General features: G+C 38.6%; 28 protein-coding genes. 6 read left to right on the plus strand and 22 right to left on the minus strand.

What is annotated here, in order from left to right:
* Positions 1–95: 95 nt before the first annotated feature.
* On the minus strand, positions 96–800 hold the full coding sequence (deoD, locus tag MLOOGBEN_RS15615; protein WP_179159184.1) for a purine-nucleoside phosphorylase: 705 nt from the start codon (positions 798–800) through the stop codon (positions 96–98).
* 160 nt (positions 801–960) lie between these two features.
* Between deoD and MLOOGBEN_RS15620 the strand changes: the two genes are divergently transcribed.
* Complete coding sequence (locus MLOOGBEN_RS15620; protein WP_095250585.1) at positions 961–1,098, plus strand: hypothetical protein; 138 nt, start codon at positions 961–963, stop codon at positions 1,096–1,098.
* Positions 1,099–1,139: 41 nt separating this feature from the next.
* On the opposite strand, the gene MLOOGBEN_RS15625 is transcribed toward MLOOGBEN_RS15620, so the two are convergent.
* The 5 genes from MLOOGBEN_RS15625 to MLOOGBEN_RS15645 all read right to left on the minus strand — a co-directional run bounded on the left by MLOOGBEN_RS15625 (position 1,140) and on the right by MLOOGBEN_RS15645 (position 3,662).
* Complete coding sequence (locus MLOOGBEN_RS15625; protein WP_179159185.1) at positions 1,140–1,448, minus strand: YodL domain-containing protein; 309 nt, start codon at positions 1,446–1,448, stop codon at positions 1,140–1,142.
* 98 nt (positions 1,449–1,546) lie between these two features.
* Positions 1,547–2,317 carry a sporulation protein gene (locus MLOOGBEN_RS15630; protein WP_179159186.1) on the minus strand — a complete coding sequence of 257 codons (771 nt, stop codon included), beginning with the start codon at positions 2,315–2,317 and terminating at the stop codon, positions 1,547–1,549.
* A gap of 13 nt (positions 2,318–2,330) precedes the next feature.
* Entirely contained in the window at positions 2,331–3,092 is a 762-nt protein-coding gene (locus MLOOGBEN_RS15635; RefSeq protein WP_179159187.1) for a serine/threonine protein kinase, read from the minus strand.
* A gap of 44 nt (positions 3,093–3,136) precedes the next feature.
* A complete protein-coding gene (locus MLOOGBEN_RS15640) occupies positions 3,137–3,316 on the minus strand; it encodes a hypothetical protein (protein ID WP_179159188.1) in 180 nt (59 codons plus the stop codon).
* Between the two features lie 172 nt (positions 3,317–3,488).
* A complete protein-coding gene (locus MLOOGBEN_RS15645; RefSeq protein ID WP_081954691.1) occupies positions 3,489–3,662 on the minus strand; it encodes a YozD family protein in 174 nt (57 codons plus the stop codon).
* Positions 3,663–3,840: 178 nt separating this feature from the next.
* On the opposite strand from MLOOGBEN_RS15645, the gene MLOOGBEN_RS15650 reads away from it, so the two are divergent.
* The gene (locus tag MLOOGBEN_RS15650; RefSeq protein ID WP_179159189.1) at positions 3,841–4,008 is read left to right on the plus strand and encodes a hypothetical protein; all 168 of its coding nucleotides are present in this window, start codon (positions 3,841–3,843) and stop codon (positions 4,006–4,008) included.
* A gap of 3 nt (positions 4,009–4,011) precedes the next feature.
* Here MLOOGBEN_RS15650 and MLOOGBEN_RS15655 read toward each other — a convergent pair whose 3' ends face one another.
* Positions 4,012–4,722 (minus strand): hypothetical protein, encoded by a 711-nt coding sequence (locus MLOOGBEN_RS15655; RefSeq protein WP_179159190.1) that lies wholly within the window; start codon positions 4,720–4,722, stop codon positions 4,012–4,014.
* Between the two features lie 127 nt (positions 4,723–4,849).
* Entirely contained in the window at positions 4,850–5,071 is a 222-nt protein-coding gene (locus tag MLOOGBEN_RS15660) for a YozE family protein (protein ID WP_283955837.1), read from the minus strand.
* Positions 5,072–5,187: 116 nt separating this feature from the next.
* Here MLOOGBEN_RS15660 and MLOOGBEN_RS15665 point away from each other — a divergent pair, with 116 nt between their 5' ends.
* Complete coding sequence (locus tag MLOOGBEN_RS15665) at positions 5,188–6,291, plus strand: AI-2E family transporter (RefSeq protein ID WP_179159192.1); 1,104 nt, start codon at positions 5,188–5,190, stop codon at positions 6,289–6,291.
* 36 nt (positions 6,292–6,327) lie between these two features.
* Here the strand turns inward: MLOOGBEN_RS15665 and MLOOGBEN_RS15670 are convergent, their stop codons facing one another.
* The 10 genes from MLOOGBEN_RS15670 to MLOOGBEN_RS15715 form a co-directional block, all read right to left on the minus strand.
* A complete protein-coding gene (locus MLOOGBEN_RS15670) occupies positions 6,328–6,609 on the minus strand; it encodes a YokU family protein (RefSeq protein ID WP_179159193.1) in 282 nt (93 codons plus the stop codon).
* 10 nt (positions 6,610–6,619) lie between these two features.
* Positions 6,620–8,053 carry a lysine 2,3-aminomutase gene (gene kamA, locus MLOOGBEN_RS15675; protein WP_179159194.1) on the minus strand — a complete coding sequence of 478 codons (1,434 nt, stop codon included), beginning with the start codon at positions 8,051–8,053 and terminating at the stop codon, positions 6,620–6,622.
* Between the two features lie 132 nt (positions 8,054–8,185).
* Entirely contained in the window at positions 8,186–9,571 is a 1,386-nt protein-coding gene (locus MLOOGBEN_RS15680) for a sigma-54 interaction domain-containing protein (RefSeq protein ID WP_179159195.1), read from the minus strand.
* A gap of 53 nt (positions 9,572–9,624) precedes the next feature.
* Positions 9,625–10,479, minus strand: a complete 855-nt coding sequence (ablB, locus tag MLOOGBEN_RS15685; protein WP_179159196.1) for a putative beta-lysine N-acetyltransferase — start codon at positions 10,477–10,479, stop codon at positions 9,625–9,627.
* A gap of 69 nt (positions 10,480–10,548) precedes the next feature.
* Complete coding sequence (locus MLOOGBEN_RS15690; protein ID WP_179159197.1) at positions 10,549–11,970, minus strand: aldehyde dehydrogenase family protein; 1,422 nt, start codon at positions 11,968–11,970, stop codon at positions 10,549–10,551.
* A 76-nt stretch (positions 11,971–12,046) separates the two neighbouring features.
* Entirely contained in the window at positions 12,047–13,315 is a 1,269-nt protein-coding gene (locus MLOOGBEN_RS15695) for a peptidase (protein WP_179159198.1), read from the minus strand.
* Positions 13,316–13,349: 34 nt separating this feature from the next.
* Positions 13,350–14,015 (minus strand): 3-oxoacid CoA-transferase subunit B, encoded by a 666-nt coding sequence (locus MLOOGBEN_RS15700; RefSeq protein WP_179159199.1) that lies wholly within the window; start codon positions 14,013–14,015, stop codon positions 13,350–13,352.
* Entirely contained in the window at positions 14,000–14,692 is a 693-nt protein-coding gene (locus MLOOGBEN_RS15705) for a CoA transferase subunit A (protein ID WP_179159200.1), read from the minus strand. The genes MLOOGBEN_RS15700 and MLOOGBEN_RS15705 overlap by 16 nt, the downstream gene beginning before the upstream one ends.
* Positions 14,693–16,039 (minus strand): aspartate aminotransferase family protein, encoded by a 1,347-nt coding sequence (locus MLOOGBEN_RS15710; RefSeq protein ID WP_179159296.1) that lies wholly within the window; start codon positions 16,037–16,039, stop codon positions 14,693–14,695.
* A 103-nt stretch (positions 16,040–16,142) separates the two neighbouring features.
* Positions 16,143–20,105 (minus strand): tetratricopeptide repeat protein, encoded by a 3,963-nt coding sequence (locus MLOOGBEN_RS15715; protein WP_179159201.1) that lies wholly within the window; start codon positions 20,103–20,105, stop codon positions 16,143–16,145.
* A 142-nt stretch (positions 20,106–20,247) separates the two neighbouring features.
* Between MLOOGBEN_RS15715 and MLOOGBEN_RS15720 the strand changes: the two genes are divergently transcribed.
* Positions 20,248–21,612 carry a TrkH family potassium uptake protein gene (locus MLOOGBEN_RS15720; protein WP_179159202.1) on the plus strand — a complete coding sequence of 455 codons (1,365 nt, stop codon included), beginning with the start codon at positions 20,248–20,250 and terminating at the stop codon, positions 21,610–21,612.
* Positions 21,613–21,931: 319 nt separating this feature from the next.
* Positions 21,932–22,861, plus strand: coding sequence for an NERD domain-containing protein (locus MLOOGBEN_RS15725; RefSeq protein WP_218781206.1), 930 nt, complete (start codon positions 21,932–21,934; stop codon positions 22,859–22,861).
* A gap of 168 nt (positions 22,862–23,029) precedes the next feature.
* Here the strand turns inward: MLOOGBEN_RS15725 and MLOOGBEN_RS15730 are convergent, their stop codons facing one another.
* Entirely contained in the window at positions 23,030–24,496 is a 1,467-nt protein-coding gene (locus MLOOGBEN_RS15730) for an NAD(P)/FAD-dependent oxidoreductase (RefSeq protein WP_179159204.1), read from the minus strand.
* Positions 24,497–24,677: 181 nt separating this feature from the next.
* On the minus strand, positions 24,678–24,821 hold the full coding sequence (locus MLOOGBEN_RS15735; protein WP_179159205.1) for a YjcZ family sporulation protein: 144 nt from the start codon (positions 24,819–24,821) through the stop codon (positions 24,678–24,680).
* A 119-nt stretch (positions 24,822–24,940) separates the two neighbouring features.
* Between MLOOGBEN_RS15735 and MLOOGBEN_RS15740 the strand changes: the two genes are divergently transcribed.
* Positions 24,941–25,531 carry a DUF502 domain-containing protein gene (locus tag MLOOGBEN_RS15740; RefSeq protein ID WP_179159206.1) on the plus strand — a complete coding sequence of 197 codons (591 nt, stop codon included), beginning with the start codon at positions 24,941–24,943 and terminating at the stop codon, positions 25,529–25,531.
* Between the two features lie 24 nt (positions 25,532–25,555).
* Here MLOOGBEN_RS15740 and msrB read toward each other — a convergent pair whose 3' ends face one another.
* A complete protein-coding gene (gene msrB / locus MLOOGBEN_RS15745) occupies positions 25,556–25,990 on the minus strand; it encodes a peptide-methionine (R)-S-oxide reductase MsrB (RefSeq protein ID WP_179159207.1) in 435 nt (144 codons plus the stop codon).
* The gene (msrA, locus tag MLOOGBEN_RS15750; protein WP_179159208.1) at positions 25,980–26,522 is read right to left on the minus strand and encodes a peptide-methionine (S)-S-oxide reductase MsrA; all 543 of its coding nucleotides are present in this window, start codon (positions 26,520–26,522) and stop codon (positions 25,980–25,982) included. Before msrA ends, msrB begins: the two co-directional genes overlap by 11 nt.
* Positions 26,523–26,650: the final 128 nt, after the last annotated feature.

Below are 26,650 nucleotides of genomic sequence, written 5' to 3' on the forward strand. Positions count from 1 at the left end.
CCTATCTATCTTTCTTCATCCTTTATGCACTATATCTATTTTTACCAAAAAGGTCAATTAGAAAACCTCTTTCAAAAATGAAAGAGGTCGTTTTTCTATTCTTTTGTCGCTGCTTCAAGTGCAACTACAATCATGTCATTAAATGTTAATTGTCTTTCTTCCGCTGTTGTTTCTTCACCTGTTAAAATGTGATCACTAACTGTAAGTACCGACAATGCTCTGCGGTTAAATTTAGCAGCTAACGTGTATAATGCTGTTGTTTCCATCTCAATGGCAAGGATCTGATACTTTGCCCATTTTTCAAGTTCTGCATTGTCATTATAGAAAGAGTCTGCAGTAAAAATATTCCCTACTTTTAGACTAAGTCCTTTTTCTAAACCAGCATCATATGCCTTTTTAAGTAAATCAAAGTTCGCACAAGGAGCGAAATCTACACCTCCAAAGGTAAGACGATTTATATTAGAGTCGGTTGAACTGGTCATTGCCAAAATAACATCGCGGACTTTTACATCCTTTTGGATAGCTCCGCAAGTGCCGACACGGATTAAATTTTGGACATTGTAGCTGTTAATTAATTCATTTACATAAATGGAGATAGAAGGAACACCCATTCCTGTTCCTTGAACAGAAATTCTCTTCCCTTTATATGTACCTGTATAACCAAACATATTTCTCACTTCATTATAGCATTTGGCATCTTCTAAGAAGGTTTCTGCAATATATTTAGCCCTTAACGGGTCACCAGGTAATAATACCGTTTCAGCAATTTCATTTTCTTTTGCACCAATATGTACACTCATAATAAAAATCCTCCAATCAATTAAAGTGAAGTTCGTAACTTCACACTAGTCAATATATCACAACACTTTTTAGAATGAAAAACCTTTCACTGAAAACGTCATGAATTTTTCTATTTGTGGGAAGCTATTTTTAGATTATCCAAAGGAGGTTCATAAAATTATGGGAAAAAAGCATAGAGCACAAACAAATCGTCCAAAGAAAAATAATCATATTCCACCTGAGGCCATTGAAGCAGAGCATAATGCTCATGCAAAAGAAAATGAAGCATCAGGCGGTCGAAAAAGTAATGGTCAATAAAAGCAAAAAGAAAACCTAAGGAATTTTCTCCTTAGGTTTTTTTATCTTATCTGGATTCGATTAACAGGCTGCCACCCGCCAGGTTTCAATTGATAATAATGCTGGCCTCCACGACCTTCATCAATTAGTATAATATCTCCAGTGGAAAGAAATCTCCCCTGATAATTCGATGGTATTCGATCGGTCACATTAAATAGACTAAACGTTTCTTCCAAACAATTTTCATGGCTGCCTGCATGAATGAATGTACGATATACTTGTTTGTACCCTTTGTATTCTCTGTACTTTGGAGTTTGAAAGATTGTCACATCATATTGAATACTTGCTCTTCTGGTTATCGCCTTGATCATCTTATCCCCTCCAACTTTTAAAGTAATTCATATTACTTAATAATTAGAGATGGATATAGGAGAATCCTCCGGAGAAACCTGTCTTTTTTTGTCGATTATTAAGAGAATCTTTGAATAACGCTTTGAATTTGCTGTTGAAGGTTTGGAATATCGGCGGATGTTACCGTTAATCTTACATTACTTTCGTCCAAACCTGCTGCTTCAGCAAATAATCCACCCAATCCGCGTGCTCGACGGTCAACCTGTAAAAGTAACTCTATTACACCATTACCAGATGGTCTGAGTACTACTTCCAGCTCATCTAATCTTCCACGGAACGGTCCAGAGGTTGGTACATATTCAAATTCTTGGACAAATGGCAAGCGACCGCGAACTTTGTAGGATGCTTCTTCACAATCTGCTTCACGCAAACGGAATCCAAGGCTGTCGACTGCATTAAAGATGGCATTCATTAATTGATCAGGAACAACTTGAATATAGTCTTTATCACCAGGATCCACGGCGTTTTTAATATCTAAACCAGTTGTTACCCAAATCTTGGACCTGCCGATAGACAGCGGTGTATCTAGTGGAAGCTGGAAGGAAAAAGGAATTTCTTTTCGTTCATTTTTTCCAATTGTAAATGGGCTGGTAACTCGGAAACGATCAATTGTAGCTGTAACATTATACTTTTTATCATCTGATTCTTTTAAATAGGTAGTATTTAATGACAAATAGATATCATCTACTTGCTGGTCTACCTTTCCACCTCTGATTTCAACGATACCATTTACCGTTTCTCCCGGCTTATACGTGTCCCTCTCGAGTTTTGTGTCAACCGTTGCTGAACCAATTCCTACACTAGCAAATACTTTGTCAAAAAAAGACATTCTTATTTCCTCCCTATACTAAAATTAAATTTTGGATATCTGACTTTACTTGTGCGCAGCACTCATAACAGTCTTTTATTTGTAAAAGTCTGCTGATGATGTGCTTTGCATGATATGAAATCTCCAATTCCTCTTCCCAGCTGCTTTCCTTCAATTGTTTTGGAAAAGAAAAGTTGGAGTAAAGTAAAAACAACAAAAAATGACCAAGGCCATAAAAGTCTGCCTGGGGATTTACCTCTTTTCGCAAATGCCGTATTCCCTTTTTACCGGCTGCAGTCTCATGATTATATTTCCTAGCCAGCCCTAAATCTATAAGTACGATCTCAGAACCCTTCGCAATTACATTTGGGATTCGAATATCTCTATGAATTAGCTGCTGTTCATGTAAAAAATTTATGTGCTCTAGTAATTGATAAGCAATTCTAAAAACTTCTATTTCTGAATATTTTTGACCATCCTGAAAAATTAGCTGTTCGAAATTCTTACCTTCTATATACTCCATTGTATAAAATGGTATATTTTTGTAAATTCCATCTTCGAAAAAACGAGGAAACCCAGTGTGATTTAAGGATCGAAGCAAATCTTTTTCAAGCTCAAAATCCCTTTTTCCTGACTTCGTGATTCTTTTATGGATGCGTAATGCTTTTAATACTTTCTTTTGCTGCGAGACCTGATCAAATACTAAGTAACTATTTCCATAGCTTCCAACGCCTAAATGGGTGATAATCTCGTATCTTTCTGCAATCGTTTCATTTTGCTGAAATCTACTTTCCATTATGTTAGCAGCAAATAAAGTCATTCTTTTAAACATATAAGTAATTAACTGCTAAAGAAGCTTGAAAAGAAACTGCCGCTTTTATGCTTCTTCTTATAGTGCTTATGTCCTAGGTGCTTATGTTTGTGGTGGTTCATTTTCTTCCAAGCATTACTTGAATGTGAATATTTTTTTTGATGATGAAGTTTACTTCCAAGAATTGATTTTAAAATCTTTTTAAGCATCCATCATTCCTCCTCATCTTCGCTATTCTTAATACGGTAAAGAAATAGTAAAGTTTCACCAATTAATGAAAAATAGCAAAAAAAATATCACAAACAAAAAGCGAGCAGATTCAAATGCTCGTCTTTCGCTGCTTCTTATTAAAAAGATGAATAGCGTATCGTGATATTTTACCTATTCATCTTCTACTTCTTCGTCGATAATACTTTTCTCGATGAGATACTCGAAGGTGATATCAGCGATTTCTTCCAATTCTTCTTCCGTAGGAACGTATCCTCTTTTCACCAGCTCATGAAAGAAAAATTCAGCAATCTCTTCCGTATCAATAAATACTTCAATTTCTCTCATAGCATCGCCCCCTTTTTACGAATGTATGATGAATTCTGCACATTCATGCTATTTACTTCTAGAAGAATCGGTAAATATTCTACAGCTTAAACATAGAGTGCAAAATAAAAGATTAAATATGTCTTTTTTTCTTTGGACAAGCATAGGATGAATAAAAAAACGATTATGAGGTGATTGTATGTCATATTTACAAGCGAAATTTGAAGCTATTCTTGATGATGTGAATCAGGAGGATGGATTAATTATCACTGCCTTTGAAAAGATTTTAGAGTGCCTATTTTTTCTAATTAAATGGGGTGGGATTCCTTTAGTCATTTCCTTATTAGCAGCAATTTCCAGGTGGTAGAAGCTAGACATGGCTTTTACCATCATCATTTACGATACTCTTTAATTTCCTTAAAATGACACGCATAACTTGATAATACTCCTGGTCGTGGAACATTGTATATAAAATTTTGTAATCATTAAAAATATCTAATAAATTATCGATTAACAGCTTCTTTTCCTTTTTTCGTTCAATTTCTTCAAGTTCTGCTTTTCTCACAATATTTTTTTGTGTTTTTGAAATTGCGACCTGCTGCTTCTCTTCGTTATTTACTAAATAAAGGAGTCCTAGTTTTTGAATAAACGTGTCCGCACTCTCAGCGTCTGCAACGAGTGTCATTTCCTCTTCACCGGCTTCCAGCCATTCCCCATCACTAATTCTTGAAAGTTCGTAGATAACATCTTCCCATGCATCTTCTTTATAGCGCCAAATTTCAGTTCGAAATCCGACAATCTTAAACAAATCTGCGCCATATCCTGCGACTTGAACTAAATCTCCGAAAAAGAATTTATATTCAATATCTATTTGTTCTTGTTCCACCAAATCTCCTTCATATTCTGATAGGAGCTGCAGTCCTGATTCAACAAAAAGACCATCACTTTTATTCACTTCGTACACATAATTCCCGTCAATCAACTTGACATCGGTTATTTTGCCAACAGTACCATACATCGTTATCACGACCGTATCACCGACCTTATACTTCGGTATATTCCTTCTTTTCATTTCCTCCATCCTCTCAATGATGAGTCGTGAATTTTGATTACAATAGTATATGCACCAATGGATGTACCCGCGCACAATGGGGAAAAAGAAAAATCGCCTCTTTTTACAGAGACGATCTAAAGGGATTTACATAAATTTAATTACTTTCCGAAAGCACATAAAGTTCCCAGGCTTCATCAAATATAGTCATGGACTCTAAATAATGACCATTAAATTCCAGGTAAGAACTGAGCTCATGATAGTCTTCCGATGTTTTTGGGAAGCTATGGTCTAAAAAAGCCTCATTCGCAAAAACACTGATGGCATCCTTTGGTTCTGGGTGCCGGTATTTCATTAAAAAGTGATAAAAGGATTTAATCATACATAGCGCCTTTCTTTCTATCCTACGACAAAAATGGATTTAACTTAAAGATACAATAACAGATAAAGATTTGATATAATTTTACCAAATATATAGAAACAGAGGTACATACATTGGCAAAGAAAAAATTTCAATACTGGTTAATTCAGGTCTTGTTAATTTTAACCATCATTTGGGTTTCAACAAAGATATCCTTCTTATTTGAACCAATCGGAATCTTTTTTTCAACCATCTTTTTCCCCATTCTGATTACAGGTTTTCTTTACTTTTTACTTAACCCAGTTGTTAATTTTCTACAGCGCCATAAAGTGCCTAGATTATTAGCCATCATTATCATTTACGTTGTATTTATACTCATTTGTGTACTTGCAATTGGAAATTTAATTCCTGCCATTACAAAACAATTTACGGCTCTTGCGAACGAACTTCCAGTATATGCAGACAAAACCATGCAGTTTTTTGACAATGTCATGAAATCATCTGAATTTAAATGGATAATGGACGAGCAAAAGGATCTTCTTGAAACTGTCCAGGAACGGCTCATCGAATTTGCAAATACTCTTCCTAACACGATTACAGGAAGCATAACGAATATACTTGGTGTGATAACCAATATAGCTATTATTCTAGTCACGGTTCCTTTTTTATTATTTTACATGTTTAAAGATGGACACAAGTTTCCTTCAGCAATCTCAAAATTCCTTCCCAACCCATACAGGGAGGAAGGCTTATCCATTCTTAAAGAAACAGGCGATACACTCTCTGCTTATATCCAGGGCCAAGTTACTGTAGCATTGGCTGTAGGCACGCTGGCGTTTATCGGTTACCTGATTATTGATTTACCCTTTGCACTTGTCATGGCCTTAATCGTAGCATTTACTAACATTATTCCTTATATCGGTCCAATTCTTGGAGGAGCACCTGCGGTAATCGTAGCTTTATTCGATTCTCCTACGAAAGCATTGTTAGTCATAATAGTTATTCTCATCGCGCAACAGGTGGAAGGGAATGTATTATCGCCGCTCATTCTTGGAAAAAGCTTGGACACCCATCCAGCAACCATCATCATTATATTACTTGCTGCCGGAAATCTGGCTGGGGTCCTAGGGATGGTTCTGGCAATCCCATTCTATGCAGTCATGAAAACCATTGTCTTAAACCTGGTTAAGTTTTTACGAGCGAGAAAAAACGCAGCAAAACCTATACAAACTGAATAATGAAAGAACCCCTATCGTCTGATAGGGGTTCTTGTTTTAGGAAGAAAAGTCAAAATAATTTCTCTTCAAAAGCCTTGGAAGGGACATTAACTCTTTATAGCTGATGCTATCTCCAATTTTCTTCGTATCAATCAGGAATAATTGATCTTCAATTTCCTTTGTTATTACATCTGTTTGATAGACCATGTTACAATCATCGCAAACCACTGCCGGGGTTTCTATAATTTGAATGGCTCTTGTGCCGTCAGGAAGCTCCCAATAAACGATATTCTCACCATTTTTAGCAGCACTCCCGCACCATTCACAGACTAATCCCATATTCATCCCTCTATTCATTCGATGCAGAGTTCGCATCAGAATCATTTTTTTCAGCTGGTGCTGGTTTGTTTTGAAGTGCCTGGAATTTCTTTTCCTTCAACTCATCACGCTTGCCTCGTTTATCCTTCAATGTGGTATGGGTAGGATTTTGATTGTATTCTTTTCGACGATTTAATCTCTGTAAGCCCTCTGGAACAAGGTTGAAATGCTGGTCATTCATAATTCCTGCAATTCCAACATTAGAGCGTTTTTCCTCCATGTCCGGATAAATCTCTTTAAAATAACCCTCAGCAGTTCCAGGCTGATAATTTTCTGGTTCTGGATAAGACGTAATTACTCCTTCAAAATTCCTGAGGACAACCTTTTCTGGACTTTGTGAGATTAAATAATTCGGCTGAAGTGAAATTTTCCCGCCGCCGCCAGGACCGTCGAGCACAAAAGTTGGCACTGCATAGCCACTCGTATGTCCGCGAAGTCCTTCTATTATTTCAAGCCCTTTGGAAACAGGTGCCCGGAAATGACCAATTCCTTCGGATAGATCACATTGATAGATATAATATGGTCGAACACGTATTTTCACAAGATCATGCATAAGTTTTTTCATAATCGGCACACTGTCGTTAATACCGGCGAGGATGACCGATTGGTTCCCAACTGGGACACCAGAATTAGCAAGCATCTCACAAGCCTTTTTAGATTCTTCCGTAATTTCGATGGATGTATTAAAATGAGTATTCAACCAAATGGGATGGTATTTTTTTAAGATGTTACAAAGGTTTTCGGTAATCCTTTGCGGGAATACTACTGGTGCTCTAGTTCCAATCCGAATAATTTCCACATGGTCAATTTCACGAAGATTTTTCAAAATATATTCAAGGATATTATCATTTATGAGCAGCCCATCACCGCCAGAAATTAACACATCCCTTACATGTGGCGTTTGCCGGATATAATGAATCGCTGCATCTAGCTGCTTCTTTGGTACGCCCATTCCAATTTGTCCTGAGAATCTTCTTCGCGTACAGTAGCGGCAGTACATCGAACATTGGTTGGTAACAAGAAATAGAACACGATCTGGATAACGGTGTGTCAAGCCTGGTACAGGTGAATCTTCATCCTCATAAAGTGGATCTTCAAGGTCATATTTCGTTTTATGAATTTCTTTAGAAATTGGAACGGACTGCATCCGAATCGGACAGCGTGGGTCATCAGGGTTCATTAGCGAAGCATAATAGGGTGTAATATTTAAGGGAATCGTTTTGGTTGAGATTCTTACTCCTTCTTCTTCATCTGGAGTTAAGTTGATCACCTTTTTTAAATCTTCCAATGTACGAATGGTATTTGTTAGCTGCCATAGCCAATCATTCCATTGCTCATCACTCACATCTTTCCATAGTTCTATATCTTTCCAATGCCTATCCGGCTTATATAATGTCTGTTTCATTTAAAATTCCTCCTTACCTTGCTTTACTTAGATAATATGCAAGAATTATGCCAATGCACGTAGTCCGGGGAAGGATTCTACATCTTAACTTTTTATTATAAAATACAAAAAAAAACGCCGATTTTTCGGCGTTTATTCTCTAATCTTTTTGAGTTTGTATTGGAGGGTTTGTCTTGGTATTTCTAATAGCTTGGCCGCTTGATTGATGTTGCCGTCTGACATATTCAGTGCTGAATCTATTAGTTGTCTTTCCATTTCTTCGACATTTTTTCTTAGAGAGAGGCTGTTCTCTACATTTTCTTTTACTACTGCATGCTGTTTCATCATTATTGGCAGGTCTGCCATTTGAAGGACTTCCTCCTCGCACACGTTCATCATGTACTCAATCGTATGCTTTAGCTCTCTTACGTTTCCTGGCCAAAGGTGACTCATAAAGAAGCTCTCCAATTTCTTCTCTACCCCATTAATCCTTTTATTCAATTTCTTATTAAAAAACTGAATAAAATAATCCGTTAAATACAGGATATCCTCTTTTCGTTCCCGAATCGGCAGCAGCGAAAAGGTAAAAACATTTAAACGGTAGTAAAGGTCAGAGCGGAGCTTTTGATTTTCAAGGGCCGTATTGGGATGGACATTCATCGCTGCAATGACGCGGACATCAACCGAAATATTTTGTGCGCTTCCGACTCTTCGTACCATCCCATCCTCTAATACTCTTAACAGCTTAGCCTGCAGCTCAATCGGCATGGTATGAAGTTCATCGAGAAATAGTGTACCGCCGTCTGCCAGCTCAAAAAGCCCTTTTCTCTCAACCGCCCCGGTATAGCTTCCTTTTGCCGTACCAAAAAGAATACTTTCAAGCAGCGTTTCTGGGATGGCGGCACAGTTTTGAGCGATAAAAGGACCATCATCACGGAGAGAAGCATGATGAATCCCTTGAACAAACAGCTCCTTCCCTGTCCCGCTTTCTCCGTATACAAGAATGGGAGAATCGGATTTTGCCAATTTTCCAGCTTCATCCTTTAGGCTCTGGAATATCGGATTAACAGTCTTTAGATCATCTAACGTATACTTGACGTTTTTCGTTGTTTTTTTCTTTTTGTTTTTATTCACACTCTTTTGTAAATCTAATAGACTTTCTGATAATTGTTTCATCCGAGTATAATTCTTTGCAATCTCAACACCACCAATAATTTGCTTATCAACAAAAATAGGAAGTGTCGTATTAATGGTATCAATTCTCACTCCATGGATGTTTACATAAACCTGTGTCTGATTATAGATGGGTTTGCCCGTTTTAATCACCCTGAGCAGGGTACTTGAATTCTCGGTTAAGGAAGGAAAGACATCCAGCAGGTCTTTACCCTGAACTTCCTTCACATTCATTCCATCATGCCTTGCCGCAACCTCATTATAAAAAATGGTTTTACCTTCTGTATTAACCACATGGATTCCTTCATCGATGGTTTTCAGGATGGCTGAAAGAACTTCCTTCGTTAAAGCAGTTAATTGAACCATTGCTTCACCCCCTTTTAAAAGGTGCCGAAAATTCGTCACCTAAAGCCGAAATATTAGCATTTTGCCAGATTCTTTACCCACATATTCATATTCTCAAGCTTGTCGTAAATATAGCAGTTATTCATTAATCGGCCGCGATACTTATAATCAAGCTGAAACAAAACAGCATTCATTCCAAAGGATAAACTCCTAGCAATTGAATAGGCACAGAATATTCCCTGCCTTTTCAGTTCACCTTCTATCTCACGGAGGATAATTTTCATTAACCCATATTTCCGATGCTCCGTTAAGGTCGCACAATCGGTTAATTCTGCATTTTTATAAAATGAATTCACTTCAGCTGATGCAGCACTGACAATTTTACCCTGATAAAAGAAAACGTAATAGATGGTCCCTTCCTTCATCGTCTTTTTCACATATTCAGGGTCATGTAAGGGTGTAGGGTAAATGGGAAACACCTGGCGATATAATCCTGATAGCTCTTCAGCACAAGTTTCATCTGCTTTTTTTAATTCATACTCCTTTGGCGGATAGGGCTTATCAATGGTGGTGTCCAATTGATAAATACTGTGAATCATTCCGTCCTCGGTAATCCAATGGTCATTCTTCTTTCGCTCCACAGTATAAAACTTTGAAAAAAAGTGAGCATCAGATCCGATAAAATATCGGTCCACCACCGCTTCCGGCTGTAAGCCTTTTTCATATAAGGGTAAAAAATCCTCGGACCGTGCTTTTAGAATTAACTTTTCTGCTTGATGGTGACGGGCAAGCTGCTCTGCCTTTTCTAATACCAAATTCGTATTACCGCGGTAATCGTCAATCCGAATTCTTTTATTAAAAGGATCCAGGTAAACTTCTAGAAAAAAATTACTTTCTTCAATTTGGATATTGGAGGCACTTTGATTCATCTTTTAGACTCCTTCCCAATTTAGTAAGTGAAAAAAATGTCTGACTGGAAATCAGCCAGACATTTTTTTCTACTCTGTTTTAAAGCTGATTAGCTTTAATTCTGTCATTTCTTCAACCGCATATTTAATGCCTTCCCGACCCATTCCGCTCATTTTCACACCGCCATATGGCATTTGGTCAACGCGGAAGGTAGGAATTTCGTTAATCATAACACCGCCAACATGTAGTTTTTTGGCAGCTTGAAGGGCTTTATGGATATCATTCGTAAAGATTCCTGCTTGCAACCCATATTTAGAGTCGTTTACTAAATTGATTGCATCATCAAAATGACGGAAGCTATTAATATGCACGACGGGTGCAAATACCTCTTCACAACTCACCTTTTCGCTTGAGGCGACATTTACTAAAACGGTAGGCTGGAAAATCCCTTCTTCGGAGTGTCCGCCAGCCTTTAATTCCGCTCCATTCTTAATCGCTTCTTCTACCCAATCCTTCGTTCGCTGTACGTCACCTCGTGTAATCATCGCTGAAATATCAATATCTTCCTCCAGGGGATTACCTGCTTTTAACTTATGGGTTTCACTAACAAATTTCTCCACAAAAGCTTCAAAAACCTTTTCATGGACATAAATTCTCTGAATAGAAATACAAACCTGCCCCTGATAGGCAAAGGCCCCATTCACAATTCTAGGGATGACATTCGCTATTTGAACACCTTCGTCAACTATTAATGCTGAATTTGAGCCTAATTCCAAGGTTACCCGCTTTAATCCAGAGTTTTCTCGAATATACCGGCCCACCTCAGGACTGCCTGTAAAGGTAATCATTTTGATACGGTCGTCTTTCATTAGTATATCTCCGATTTTACTGCCACTGCCCGTGATTACATTCAATGCACCTGCCGGTAAGCCTGCAGCGTGAAAGTAATCAGCTATCTTATATGCAGATAAAGGAGTTTGACTCGCTGGTTTTAAAACAACACTATTTCCAGCTGCAATGGCCGGGCCCACTTTATGGGCAACTAAATTCATTGGGAAATTGAATGGTGTAATCGCGGCAATGACGCCTATTGGTTCCCGAATTGTGAAGGCCAGTCTGCCCTGACCTCCAGGTGCTGCGTCCATCGGGACCGTTTCGCCATGAATTCTTCTCGCTTCATGTGCCGCAAAGGTATAGGTCATAATCGTCCGGTCCACCTCTGACTTCGCTGCCTTTAGCGGTTTTGCAGCCTCCAAAGCTATTAATCTCGCACATTCCTCTCGGTCATCCTTTAGATATTGTGCTACTTTCTCAAGGATTTCTGCCCGTTCAAATGCAGGCATTTCAGTCATTATATCTTTAGCATCTTCTGCAGCCTTAATGGCTGACAGTACATCCCCCTGATTGGCAATACCAATATGAGCAAGAATTTCCAAGTTAAATGGATTCTTCAACTCCATGTAGGAAGAAGCACTTTGATATTCCCCGCCTATCCACAAATTCTTCTTCATCATTGTCCCTCCAAATGCTATAAAATTCTTAATAATATTGTACCAAACTTTGCTAATTCTGTTTTAGGAGGGATGTCTAATCACTGATTTCACACCACTTTAATAGAGTTAGAGCAATAATCTTACTTGCAGCAAACAGATCTTCCAACTGGATATGTTCATTCGCGTCATGTGCCGTTGCTGTTATCCCCGGCCCGAAAACAACTACAGGAGTATTTCCGACATTTGATAGAATTCCACCATCCGTCCCCCAAGGACTTGCTTCAATAACCGGTTGTTCTCCCTTAATTTCCACAAAGCTCTCAGAAAGTGTCTTCATTAATGGATGATCGACTTCAAGGTTACCTGGAAGCCATCTCCCCCCAAACCATTCAATCTCAAGGGGATTCTTTTGGAACCACTCGTCTTGTTCATTGAGTTCATTTAACACCGCAGCCATTTCCCCTTGTGCCGCTGATATCGTTTCTTCAGGGGATACGCCCATTCTCCCTTCAATTACAGCTAAATCAGGAACAGATGACGGCCATTCACCACTATTTATTTTTCCAATATTAATCGGGATTGGAATCGGAATTTTGTTAAATAGCGGATCTGTGATTTTAATATTTCGATTTTTTTCTAATTGCTGCAGTTTCCGGATGACCAATACTGCCTTTTCGATGGCGCTTACTCCTTCATATCTCGTTCCGCCATGTGCGGCCCTGCCCTTCACGGTCACTCTAAACCACATGGAGCCTTGCTGCTTCGGAAAAATTTTCATACCTGTTGGTTCCGGGATAATAGCACCGTCAGCACGATATCCTCTTAGAACCGCAGCCAGTGTACCGGCACCGCCGCTTTCTTCTTCTATTACACTTTGAAAAATAACATCCCCTTTAAGCTTAATTCCGGTGGAAATGATTGCCTCAATCGCCATAATCAAAGCAGCAGTTCCGCCCTTCATATCCGTACTTCCGCGTCCATAAAGCTTCCCACATTCAATATGCCCGCTAAACGGGTCATGCTCCCAGTTCTTCTCATCCCCAACCGGAACCACATCGATATGTCCATTAAGAATGATAGACTTTCCGCCGCCAGTCCCTTTTAACACTGCGACTACATTTGGATTTCCTTCAAAGCTTTCCCGATCACAGCAGAACGACTCATGCTGGATGAGCTCATTTCTATCAATTTCCCAGATATCGAGATTCAATCCTAACTGCCGGCATTTTTCAATAATGACAGCCTGAGCACTACTTTCGTTTCCCCTTGTACTATTTTCTTGGACAAGTATTTGTAAGAACCTCGTCCCTCTGGCACGATTGTCCTTCAACCACTGTTTGATGGATTCTTCATAATTGGTCAACACGTTCACTCCTTCTTTTTAAGGATGGGTGAAACTAATAGGAAATTTTGCGGACAACTTCACTAATTCTGAACTCACATTCTGTTTTATTTACGACCTCTTGTAAGTCATAGGGCGGAAAAAGTTCTGTTAGCAATAACCCTTCAGGAGTCACCCTGAAAACAGCTAATTCGGTAATGATCATATCAACGCAGGATTTAGAGGTCAGTGGTAATGTGCAGGTTGTCATAATTTTCGGATTTCCCGCTTTATCACAATGATTCATTAATACAATCACTTTTCTTGCTTTTTGAGCTAATTCCATCGCACCGCCCATACCAGGAACTTTTTTTCCTGGAACAATCCAATTAGCCAAATCTCCTTGCTGGCTAACCTGGAGGGAACCCAAAATCGTGATATCAACACGGCCTCGGCGAATCATTCCAAAAGATATCGCACTATCACAATAAGAACCACCTTGGTTCAAAGTTACCGGAAAACCTCCAGCATTACATAAATTCTCATCTTCCATTCCTTTTTCTGGGCTTGGTCCCATACCAGTAATCCCATTTTCAGCATGGAACATCACCATCGTATCCTTTGGTAAATGATTGGGAACGAGGGAGGGGATACCAATACCCAGGTTAACAACCATTCCATTCGTGATTTCTTCTGCTGCTCTTCTTGCTATTGTGTTGCGAAAGTCTATTCCCAAGCCCATTTCCAGTTCACTCCCTTCGAAGGGATAATGTGATCGACGAAAACTCCAGGGGTAATAATTTCATCAGGATTGAGGCTTCCAAGCGGAACTATCTCCTCTACCTCTGCAATCGTGATATCCCCTGCCATTGCGACAAGCGGATTTGTATTTCGGGCACTTTTGTCATAAATTAAATTTCCATAGGGGTCTGCTTTTTTTGCATATAGTATTGATACATCTGCGGTTAGAGCTGTTTCAATTAAGTAGTCCTTTCCGTTGAGGAAAAAATGGGGTTTGTTTTTTGATACGAGCTCATTATCCATTCCAATATCACTTAGAATTGCAGGAAGACCGACTCCTCCAGCACGAATCCTTTCTGCTAAAATTCCTTGCGGTGAAAACTCCACCTCTAGTTTTCCTTCATGCATGAGTTTTCCGGCAATGGGGTTGGAACCAATATGAGAAGCAATCACCTTTATTGCTCTTTCCTGACTAACTAATTTTCCAATGCCGATGTGAGGAAACCCTGTATCATTTCCAATTAGAGTCAACTTTTCTACCCCTTTTTCAAGGATAGCATCAATCAGAGTTGGCGGAGTTCCAACACCGCCAAAACCACCAAACATTAACGTCATCTCGTTAAAAAAGAGCTTTAAAACCTCCTCTAAGGTTGTAATCTTTCCAAATGGATTTTCCATTTATACACCACCCGATTTCATTTGCTGAGTAAAAGCATCGAAGGTTGCTTGCATGAGTGAAACCAATTCTTCTATTTCATTTTTAGTAATGGTTAATGGCGGAGAGATGATTATGGCGTCACCGTTGACACCATCAATACCAGAACCTGCCGGATAAACGAGCAGTCCTTTTTCCTTAGCAAGGGAGATTAGCTTTTGGGTAACGAGAGCCTCCCTAGGAAAAGGTACTTTAGTTTTGATGTCCTCGACAAATTCGATTCCGAGCATTAAGCCTTTACCGCGAATGTCTCCGATAAAGGAATACTGATTTTTTAAATTTAAAAGCATATTTTTTAAGTAATCTCCCTTAGACTCTACTTCACTGACAATCTGATTTTTTTCCAAATATTCTAGTACCGCTAGTGACACTGCGCAGGATTGCGGGTTGGCACTTAAGGTATGTCCGCTCATCACTACTTTTGTCCCCGCTAAAATGGGCTCAATCACCTTTTCACTTGCAAGTGCAGCCGCAATGGGGGCGTAGCCTGCCCCCATTCCTTTTCCTAAAGCCACAATATCAGGAATAACCCCATATTGCTCCATAGCAAGCATCGATCCTGTTCGCCCAAAACCAGTCATCACCTCGTCTGCAATAAAAAGGATGTCATGGTCTTCACAGATTTTTTTGATGGTCTTAAAATAGTCCACTGGTGGTGCAATTGCTCCGCCCGCTGCACCAATGACAGGTTCTGCAATAAAGGCCGCAATATGATTGGCACCAATTCGTTTAATCGCAATTTCTAATTCCTGTGCGCAGAGATAGCCGCAGGAAGGGGCTTCAAGGTTATAGGGACAACGATAACAATAAGGGGGATTAATGACTGGAAAATCCTCGAGCAGCGGAACAAATCGTGCTCTCCTGCCCGTGTGGCCGGACAATGAAAGCGCACCTAACGTAATTCCATGGTAGCTGACCCACCTTGACAGCACCTTCGTTTTCGTTTGTATGCCTTTCTCCTGCCAATATTGGATGGCCATTTTCATTGCGGTTTCTACCGCTTCAGAACCGCTATTAACAAAGAAGCACCAATTTAAGTCAGCCGGTGTTAATGCTGCGATTTTCTCTGCGAGTTTCTCTGCACTTTCACTTGTAAATTGCGAGCGATACACGAAAGAGACTTTTTTCGCCTGTTCCTGCATCGCTTCAATAATTTCAGGGACCCCATGTCCAATGTTGGCAGTAACAGCGCCTGATGCGCCATCAAGGTATTTTTTTCCTTCCTTATCATACAAATAAATCCCTTTACCATAATCAATCATCGGCAAGGATTCATCGAGTAATGGTTTAATTAAATACGTACGTTCCACCACCAAACCACATCCCCTTTTAGTTCATTGTATGAGTGGAGTTTTTAATACTTTCATCTTATATTCATATAAAGAAAAAAACAGACACGTATTGCGTATCTGTTTAGTTAGTTAGTACTATTGATTTTTCTAATTGCTTCTTAGTTAGGAGAAGCTCTTCTTTGATATCATCATCGTATGGATGGTATTCCATTCCTTTTTCAAGGACATCCTCAGCCCCTAAATGTCTGCCCTGTTCATTCAACAGACGTCCTAATCGTAAATAGACGTCTTGTTCAAAAGGATTTTCCTCGATAATCCTCATCATCATTTCTTCTGCCACGCGGGTTTCTCCCATTTCACAATGACACAATGCAACCAAATAGCGGAGATGGGAATCCTCCCGATCATTGTTTAATTGACGTTCAAACAGCGGCAGTGCTGAAAAATAATCTTCCTCATTCAAATAATTCATTCCTAGCTGATAGGCAAGTCGTTCATCCCACTGTTTCTTCAGAGCCTTTTGTAAAATTTTTATGGCATCCTCAGCTAGTTCAAACTCCTCATAAAGTTTAGCAAAATGACTTACTGCTGATAAATTATTTTTATCCAATCTAATCGCCATCTCATACAGCTCGATGATAGAACCAAAAAGATAAATTTGCTTTGTGTGGTTTTTTAATTTCGTGACAAAACGACCAAACGCATTCCCTTCCTCTTTTCCACTCCAAGTCATATCTAAGATGAACTGTTTCCCCGCCTCTGCAGCTAATAAAAACCTCGTGCTTTTATCCTCACTTTTCCCCTCAAGTTTTGTCAAGAAATTCGGGAGCCTTGACCATTTATTTGCAGCAGCACTGTAGATAATGAGTGTTCGATATATCTCCACATTTTTGGGGCTATTTTTTAATAGCAATGTAAGAATAGACCGAGCTTTCTTCCACTTTTTTGCTTTAATAAAAATCTTAGCCTGATGAAGAAGCAGTTCCGAAAAGTCTGGTTTTACCTTAAGAGCAGCAGTTACCTTCTCTTGTTCAAGCTGCGTTTCACCTAGTGCGCCATATACATAGGCTTCCGCATCAAGCCTCCATATTTCATTCTTTCCATTAGACAGTGCTTGAAGTGTTCCCAGTAAGTTTCTCAGTTTCTCTTCAGCTAAAATAGAAACTAAATACTCTATATTTACACTTAACGGAGCAAATTCCAGCAGATCTAGTAGATGTTTAGCTTCTTCTTCATGATTTTCCTTGAATGCTGCTATTTCAGCAAGCCGCAAATAGGCAGGCTCAATTGCAGGGTCAATACTTATGCTCGTTAAATACGCATTTGCTGCCAGCTCATACATTCCAAGCTTAAAGTATACTTCCCCCAATCGATAATAAGGAAAAGAATCTTTACTTACCTGAATAGCAGTGTTATAACAATCCAAAGCCTGAGAGAATTGCTGTTTTTCCTCGAACAACGTTCCCTCATAGCATTTGAACTCTATCACCTTAGAATTATTTGTGAACTTTTGTTTTAGAAAATCAATTGCTCTGTTAATGAACGATGTCTCTCCGGCTATTTTCACATAATGCTCTATAGCCTCATTGAAATTGGAGTGAATATGGTTGATTCCACGCTCTATAAGCTCTAATGATACTTCTACTAACTGATTATTATCTTCCTTTATCGCCCATTCAGCCATCATACTTCCACTATTAATCAAGTATTCACTATCCTTATCAAATCTGGCTGCATGGGCCTTAAGAAATTCAATTGCCTTTTCCTTATTTTCCTGACTGGCTAGGATTTCTGCCAACCCAATATAGGAAAAACCTTCATCTGGAAATAAATCGATACATCTTTGATAACAGTCCCTAGACTTTTCGATTTCCTCATGTTCACGATAGAAATCTCCGAGACGTACCAAGAGCTGAGCAGAAACAGCGGTATTTATCCCTAATTGTAAAATTCCTTCTGCTTTTTCAGGCTTCTCCAGCTCGTATTCATATAGGTCTGCAGCTGCAAGGACAGCAAACGGAATATTGTCCTCTAAATTGATCGCCATTAAATAACCGCGCAAAGCCTTTCTTAGTTTCCCCAGTTTCTGATCAAGACGTGCTCGTTCATACCACGCATGACCATCCTTCGGTATTTCCCGAATCAGCTGATCATAAATCCCCCGTGCCTTTGCGTACTCCTGCTTTTCAATTAACACAGCTGCATGATTGAGAGTGACAAATCTTTCTTTCGGTGCAAGTTCCATACTAATAGAAGAGAAATACTCTGCCTTCTTAACATCATTTGAAAAAAGATAGGATAGTCCAAGATAGCTCCATGTGTAGTATTGGTCCGGATCAAGCTGCAGGGAATTCCGAAAGTAGCCAATCGCTTCTTTCATTTCGTCAAAGTAAAGAGCAATTCTTCCATTTAGAAAATGATAAAGCGGAGAGAAGGTTGTCCGTGCCGTATGGTTAAGCTGCTCTCTAGCCTGCTCCATTCTTTGGAGACGCATATAGGCTTGGGCCACATGCAGATTCATAAAGTCATTATTTGGATAAGACTGCAACAGTTTTTCAGCACATTGAAGAATGAAATCACTATATTCCTCAAAAGAAAAATGCTTTATCACATAAATGGGTGAATATGGGACATCAATAGTAGCCTTTAAGAATTCTAAAAAAGTCTCTTTGTACTTTTCTTCATCCTCCTCCAGCTTTTCGCCTAAATCATGCAATCTGCGGAAATAATCATCCTCTTCTTTTGATAAAAAGGAAATTTCATCTGCTCTTTCCTTTGGAACACATACGATGGACATATAACTCGTTGACGCATTTGCCTTTTCGAGATCATCTGCAGCTAAATACATCGTTTCCAATAGGTTAGGATCTTGTATATGATAAAAATCAAACACACTGTCATATCCTGTCATCACTTGAACATGGGAAGAATGCTCGAAATCAACACTTAACAGTATCGGAATATTCTTTTTCAATAATTCTTGATAAAGGTCTTTTTTACCCACAAAATATCGGCATTCGTATCCGTTTTCTTCAAGATAATCAACGGTCGTCGACAGCTTCGAACCAGTAAAATCAAAAATATGAGTGGCAATTTCATCCTGGGTAATGTCTTTTCCAAAATAGGTCAGAATCATCTCTAAGCTTGCTGGAACACAATAATTGCTTTTTTGAATAATGGGCTTGATAGTAAGTTTAATTAATTCACCCTGTTCATTTTTTACTATAAAAAGGGATTTCTCCCCCTTATCTTCGTTTCTTATGAGTTCAAATTCTCCTAATTGGTAGTATGCGAAATTGGTTAAATGGCGAAAATATTTTTGATAGGCATGCTCAGCTATTCTTTCATTCAATTCCTCTATCAATTCAAGCATTTCTTCCATTTTGCCGAGATCACGGTAACGTCTTATTTTTTCTAATAGGAAGGAAGGTGTTTCAGGGTAGAGTTTTTCCCCTTGTTCGATAAGCGCTAAAGCCTCTTCAATCTGTCCATTTGATGCTTTTAAATCGGCCAGGAGCAAATAACAAATCCGTCCTTTTTCAAAATCGTTAAGGCCTTGTTGAAAGTACTTCTCCGCTTTCTCCCTATTCCCGGTTTGCATAAATACGTATCCAATTTTGTCATGCAGAGGGCGGGAAGATTCCTTCACCTTTTCCAGAAACTCTTCTGCTTTCTTAAATAGCTTCATTTCTAACAAACAACGAATCTTACAAAAATAAAGCCGTTCTAATTCTTCACAACCCTGAATATCCTCTTGATTTTCGGCAATTGCGGCGGAAATAAGCTCATCTGCTTCTAACAGCTTTCCATTATCAAGAAGCTCCTCACAATACCAAGAAATTGTTAAAACCGAAGGGAAACGGCGGTAAGCGTAACGAGCTATAAAAGAACTATATTGATACATCAAAAAATGGTCTGTCAACCGAATCAATACTTGAAATTCTTCGGCAGACTTTATTCTGTTAAGCTCTTGTTTTAATTCAGAGTAGCGCAGCGATTTTAACACAAGTATCTCTTGATTTATGATTTCTAAAGCTTGATAGTATTCTCTTTGGTCATATAAGGATTTTAGCTTTGTGATCATATCTATAGTCCCCCAGGCATCCTTTGTCCTTCTAACACTAGCATATATAAAAATGTCAGAAAATTCTAGTAGGAAAACTATCTTTTACTTTTGAGGGCGGTTAATATAGAATAACACTTAGATTTACATAAGGATGGATTAAATGAATAAATCGAATAAACGAATATCTAAAAAGAGAGAATTATCGACAATTCAATTAATTGTAATTTTTTACTTATCTGCATTAATCATTTCAACCCTACTTTTGTTAATACCATGGGCACATCGTGAAAATGCATCACTTAGTTTCATTGATGCCCTTTTTACCTCCGCAAGTGCCGTCAGCGTAACAGGTCTAAGTGTCATCTCGATAAAAGATACCTTTAATAACTTTGGAATATTTCTATTGTGTATCATCCTCCAATTAGGTGGATTAGGTGTAATGTCTCTTAGCACCTTCCTATGGATTATGATTGGTAAAAAAGTAGGGTTAAAAGAACGCCAGCTGATCATGGTTGACCAAAATCAATCCAACTTATCAGGTTTGGTACAGCTGGCAAAAAGGATTTTTATCATCATCATTTCATTTGAAATTATCGGTGGGATTATTTTAGGATTACGCTTCTTGAAATACTTTGACAGCCCGTTATCTGCTTTTAAACATGGATTTTTCGGCTCCATTAGTGCCACGACAAATGCAGGATTTGATATTACCGGAGGTTCATTAATCCCTTTTAGGGATGATTACTTTGTTCAAACGATCATCATTTTATTGATGATTATCGGAGCCATTGGTTTCCCAGTTATTGTTGAGGTTTATGAATATTTTCTAAGTCTAAAAAGTAAGAAAAGATACCATTTCACCCTATTTACGAAATTAACCACTGCAACATTTGTCATCCTCACTATTGCAGGCGGCATTATGATTTATTTGCTTGATAGTTATCACTTTTTTGCCGATAAATCTTGGCATGAAACGTTTTTCTATTCCTTATTTAATTCTGCCACTACCAAAAGTGCAGGGTTGGCAACGATGGATTTGAATGATTTCACACCAAGTAATCAGCTCTTTATGTCGGTATTAATGTTTATCGGCGGTTCACCGAGCAGCGCCAGCGGTGGAATTCGAACGACAACGTTTGCAATTGTATTGTTAGCGATTTTCTTTTATGCACGAGGAAAAGGTTCCATTAAAGTATTTAGACGAGAACTGAATACTGAGGATGTGCTTAAATCCTTTATCGTGATCTCCACAGCTGCCATGCTCTGTTTAACCTCGATATTAATCCTGTCTATTACGGAAAAAGGAACTTTGATTCAAGTAATCTTTGAAGTTACGTCGGCGTTTGGAACGAATGGATTGTCGATGGGTTTAACACCGATTTTAACGACATTTGGGAAAATCCTGATTATCTTATTAATGTTTATCGGACGATTGGGGATTGTAACCTGCCTACTGATCCTAAGAGGCAAGGATACTGGTCAGGAGAAAATTCATTATCCAAAAGAAAAAGTTACGATTGGTTAAAAAACAGGGGTAATCTCCCTGTCTTTTTGTGTTAATTTTCATGGAATCAGAGGCAACGCAGATATAATCCATTTAACGCAGATATAATTGAATTTACGCAGATATATTTGATTTATCACAGATATATTGAGATTTACGCAGATATAATATTTTCACATGTATCGTCTATTTAATTCCAGACACAAAACTGACAATATTCGATAAATTTCTATTGATTTTGCAGGGAAATCGATTTCTTTTAACGAAATAACTTATAAAACTGAAAGGAATGATGAGTTTGATAGGAAAATTAAGGTCGATTCCCTTAAAAATATTGATTTTGAGATCTTTACTACGACGACTCTCCAAGAATCATCCAAAACGAGTACAAATTAAGGAGGAATTATCAAGAAGAGAAGCCGGTTATCAAAGTGAAGAATACCTAGACACACAACTCGAACAACTCCTCGGAAGTAAGTTCATCATATTCCACGATATAAATTTCTCCGACGGCAATAACAGCTACCAAATTGATAATCTTCTCATTTCTCCGCAATTAGCCCTCATTATCGAAGTCAAAAATATGACTGGAGAATTAACATTCGATTCCATAAATGATCAGTTTTATCAAAAGGTTGGTGATAAAATTAAAGGCTATCCGGATCCGGTTACTCAGGTTCAAAGACATCAATCTTACATAAAAAAACTGTTAGCTGAAAATAATTTTCCTCCTGTCCCAGTTGATTATCTGATTGTAATCAATAACTCAAATGCTGTACTTGTATTTAAAGGAACCAGCCCCGAAGTAAGAGAACGTATTTGTAAATCTCACAGCTTTCACAAAAGAGTACCTCAAATTGAAAAAATCCATACTGAAAGTATCATAACAAACAAAGATCTCCGAAAACTAAGCAGACTGCTTCTAAAATTAAACACTCCACCAACAAACTCTATTTTGAAACAATATGAAATTAAATTAACCGATATATTAACAGGTGTTCATTGCCCTAAGTGTTTTAACCTGCCGATTACCCGTAATAAAAAGCAGTGGTTCTGCCCCTCATGCAAAGAGTATTCATATGATGCTCACATTCTCGCATTAATGGATTATTTTTTACTTTTCAATATGAAAATAACAAACAAGCAATTTCGGGATTTTGCTCAAATAACCTCACCTGATACTTCCGGAAGAATACTACGTTCTACAAATCTCAATACCACTGGAACGAACAAGGGTCGATATTATTTTCCGGAGACAGTTCCTTGGTGAAAACAGTTACGCAGATATAATTCGTTTAACGCAGATATATTTGAATTTACGCAGATATATTCTGTTTATCGCAGAAATAAATCAATTAACGCAGATATACCTATTTATCGCAGATTAACCCTTCTGTAACTAGCTCAAAAACAAAACAAACCCGCTAATTTAGCGGGTTTAGGACATGACTACTTCTTTTTTGCGTTCAGTTGTTGCTTTTTGGATGATATCTCTTGCTATCCAGACGCCGCATGCACTTGCTTGGGCTAGACCGCGGGTTATTCCAGCGCCGTCGCCGCCGACATACAAACCGCTGATTTCTGATTCAAAACGGTCATTGAGCTTTGGTCGTGCAGAATAGAATTTCGCTTCCACTCCGTAGAATAATGTGTGTTCTGAAGCCAATCCTGGCGTAATTTGATTTAACGCCTCGGTCATCTCAATTAAACTCTTAAGGGTATTATATGGAAGAACTAGTCCAAGGTCCCCTGGAACCGCCTCTTTAAGGGTTGGCTCGATGAATCCTTCTTTTATTCTTCTATCCGTTGAACGACGTCCCTTTAATATATCTCCATACTTTTGCACGATTAAGCCGCCATTTGATAGGGAGTTCGCAAGTCGTGATACCTCGTGCGCATATTCGTTTGGCTTGTCAAAAGGCTCGGAGAATGTATGGGATACAAGCAATGCGAAGTTGGTATTTGGACTTCCAAGCTTTGGATCCTTATAAGCATGCCCATTGGCAAGCATGATACCTGAGTGATTTTCAACGACCACATGTCCGGAAGGATTGCTGCAAAACGTCCGGACTCGTGTTCCAACGGATGTATTGAAGATAAATTTCCCTTCATACAAATTGTCATTGATCTCCTTCATAACGATGTCAGACGTCTCTACACGAACGCCGATATCTACTTGATTGCTTGTCATTTTCAGGCGGCGTGACTTAAGAATCTCAGTCAGCCATTTTGAACCATCACGACCTGGAGTGATAACGACCTTTTCTGCATAAATGTCCTTATCACCTTTCAGCTTGATTCCCTTAACGACATGTCCATCAGGAGTCCTTTCAGTAATTAAATCCTGGACTTCTGTTTTATATGACATTTCAATTTTATCATTTAAGTATTCATAGATACTTTTCATAATTTTCAAGTTTTGCTCTGTTCCTAGGTGGCGAACTTGAGCACGTAACAATTTTAATCCAGCTGCAAAGGCGCGGCGTTCGATATCTTTAACTTTATCTGTAAGTGGATCGGTAATACTATCTGTTGCACCATGCTTTAAATTAATTTCATCTACATAATTAATCAAATCGACAACTTGAGAATCTGGAAGATAATCCGTCATCCAACCGCCAAATTCACTCGTGATATTAAACTTTCCATCCGAATATGCACCTGCACCGCCGAAGCCGCTAGTAATCGAGCAAGCTGGTAAACATCCTGCATACTCCTTCTTGCCCGCTGCTGGAGGACATTTCTCAATTTTATTTTCTAAAATTGGACAATTTCTCCGATAAATATCATGCCCTTTATCCACTAACAGCACCTTTGCGTTCGGCATTTTTAGTGTAAGTTCATAACAGGTAAAAATCCCCGCTGGGCCTGCACCCACTACTATTACATCATATCTATTTTCCATTGTCCAAAACCTCCAAGACGTATGTATTTACTTAACCCTTGGTAAATATATCAGAGATTTTTCTTTCAGTCAACAATAAAAACGAACTATTTGTAAAATAAAAACCACATTGTTCGTGTTTTGCTCTTTTTTTGAAAATAACAAAAAAAAGACTCAGGACTTATGCCTGAGTCTTTTGGGTTCAGCAGTAGCTAGCACCGATGATGATTAAAAGAATAAACAACACCACGATTAATACGAAAGTGCCCGAACCATAACCAACCCCACCAACTTGTGGAAAACCGTAGCCACAGCAATCTTGACCAAAACCATGCCCATAATGCATACATATTCACTCCTTAAGGTTTTTATCTGTTAACACTCTTACTTTATGTAATAGGTACTTGACCTGTCTGTGCATTCGCCTATATTATGAGAATCAATGATGAAATTGTAGGTGATAAAATGAAAACTCTCTTGAAGAGCTTTGTTAACGGTATTTTGACCATTGTTCCCATTATTCTTGTAATCTTTGTTATTTACAAAACGTTTTTGTTCCTCGATGGACTGTTAGGTAACACCTTAAGGCCTTATTTAAAGGAAGATTATATTCCTGGGTTTGGCTTGCTAACAACCATTGTATTAATTACGCTGTTAGGCTGGTTATCTACAAAATTTGTAACAGGAAGCATTATTAAACTGATTGATAAATGGCTTGAAAAAATTCCTATTGTCAAAACCATTTACTCAGTCATTAAAGATACGGTTCAATCCTTTTTGGGGGAGAAAAAGTCTTTTTCAAAAGTGGCGCTTATTGTCATTCCTGGAACGGAAATGAGAAGTATGGGGTTTATAACTTCGGAACAGTTGGAGGATTTTTACAGCCCGCTTAAGGACCATGTAGCTGTTTATGTTCCACAAACCTTTCAAGTTGCCGGATTTACTTTCTTAATTCCGAAGGAGCAAGTAGAGATTATCGATGTTAAACCCGAGGAAGCAATGAAATTTATTCTTTCAGGTGGAATGACTTCCACTTCTAAAGTAAAAGGAAAATAGGAAAAGCCGCGAATTCGCGGCTTCTTAATTTTCATCAAATAGCTTCTTATAAGCTCCGTATCCTTGCTCATCCAATTCCTCTTCGGGAATAAATCGTAAGGCTGCAGAATTAATGCAGTAGCGCAATCCATTTGGACCTGGTCCGTCATCGAAGACATGACCCAGATGGGAATCTGCGGCTTTGCTTCTAACTTCTGTTCGAACCATAAAATGGCTGTAATCCTCTTTTTCGATTACTTCTTCTTCAACAATTGGCTTGGTAAAACTCGGCCATCCGCACCCTGCATCAAATTTATCAAGCGAGCTAAATAGCGGCTTTCCAGAAACGAGGTCAACATAAATCCCGTCTCTAGTTTCATTCCAATATTCGTTTCGAAAAGGAGGCTCTGTTCCGTTATTTTGCGTTACTTCATACTGAATTGGTGATAATTCTTTCTTTAGTTCTTCCTTATTTTTCATTTTTCTCCCCCCAATGTGCCTGGATAAAACCGGCTCTCCCTGAACCTACATGGTATCCTTCGTAATGAGCTTGATTTTTCTTGTAGTAATGCTGATGATACTCTTCCGCTGGATAGAAGGTTTTTGCTGGTAAAATCGGCGTTACGACTGGTTTTGTGAAAATTCCGCTATCCTGTAGGTTCTCCTTTGATTGTTCAGCAAGCTCTTTTTGTTTTTCATTATGGTAAAAAATCGCTGTTTGATAAGACTGACCCCTGTCGTAAAATTGACCCCCAGGATCGGTCGGGTCGATTTGCTGCCAATATAATTCAAGAAGTTTTTCATATGGAAAATTTTTTGGATTAAAGGTAATTTGAACTGCTTCATAATGCCCTGTTGACTCAGAACAAACCTGCTGGTATGTAGGATTTTCAACATGACCGCCGGTATATCCAGAAAGGACACTTATAATTCCTGGCTGCTCATCGAATGGCTTCACCATACACCAAAAACAGCCTCCAGCAAATGTAGCTAGTTGTTTACTTTCTTCCATGATACCCACCCCTTTGGAATTTATATGCTTTGATAATGAGTATACCGAAACTCTTCATAGAAATACAATTTGATGATTAAATCAAAATGAAAATTTCCTTTTTAAAAAAATCCTAACACACGCACAAA

This window comes from Bacillus sp. EB106-08-02-XG196 (genome assembly GCF_013396335.1).
Classification (GTDB): Bacteria; Bacillota; Bacilli; order Bacillales; family Cytobacillaceae; genus Neobacillus.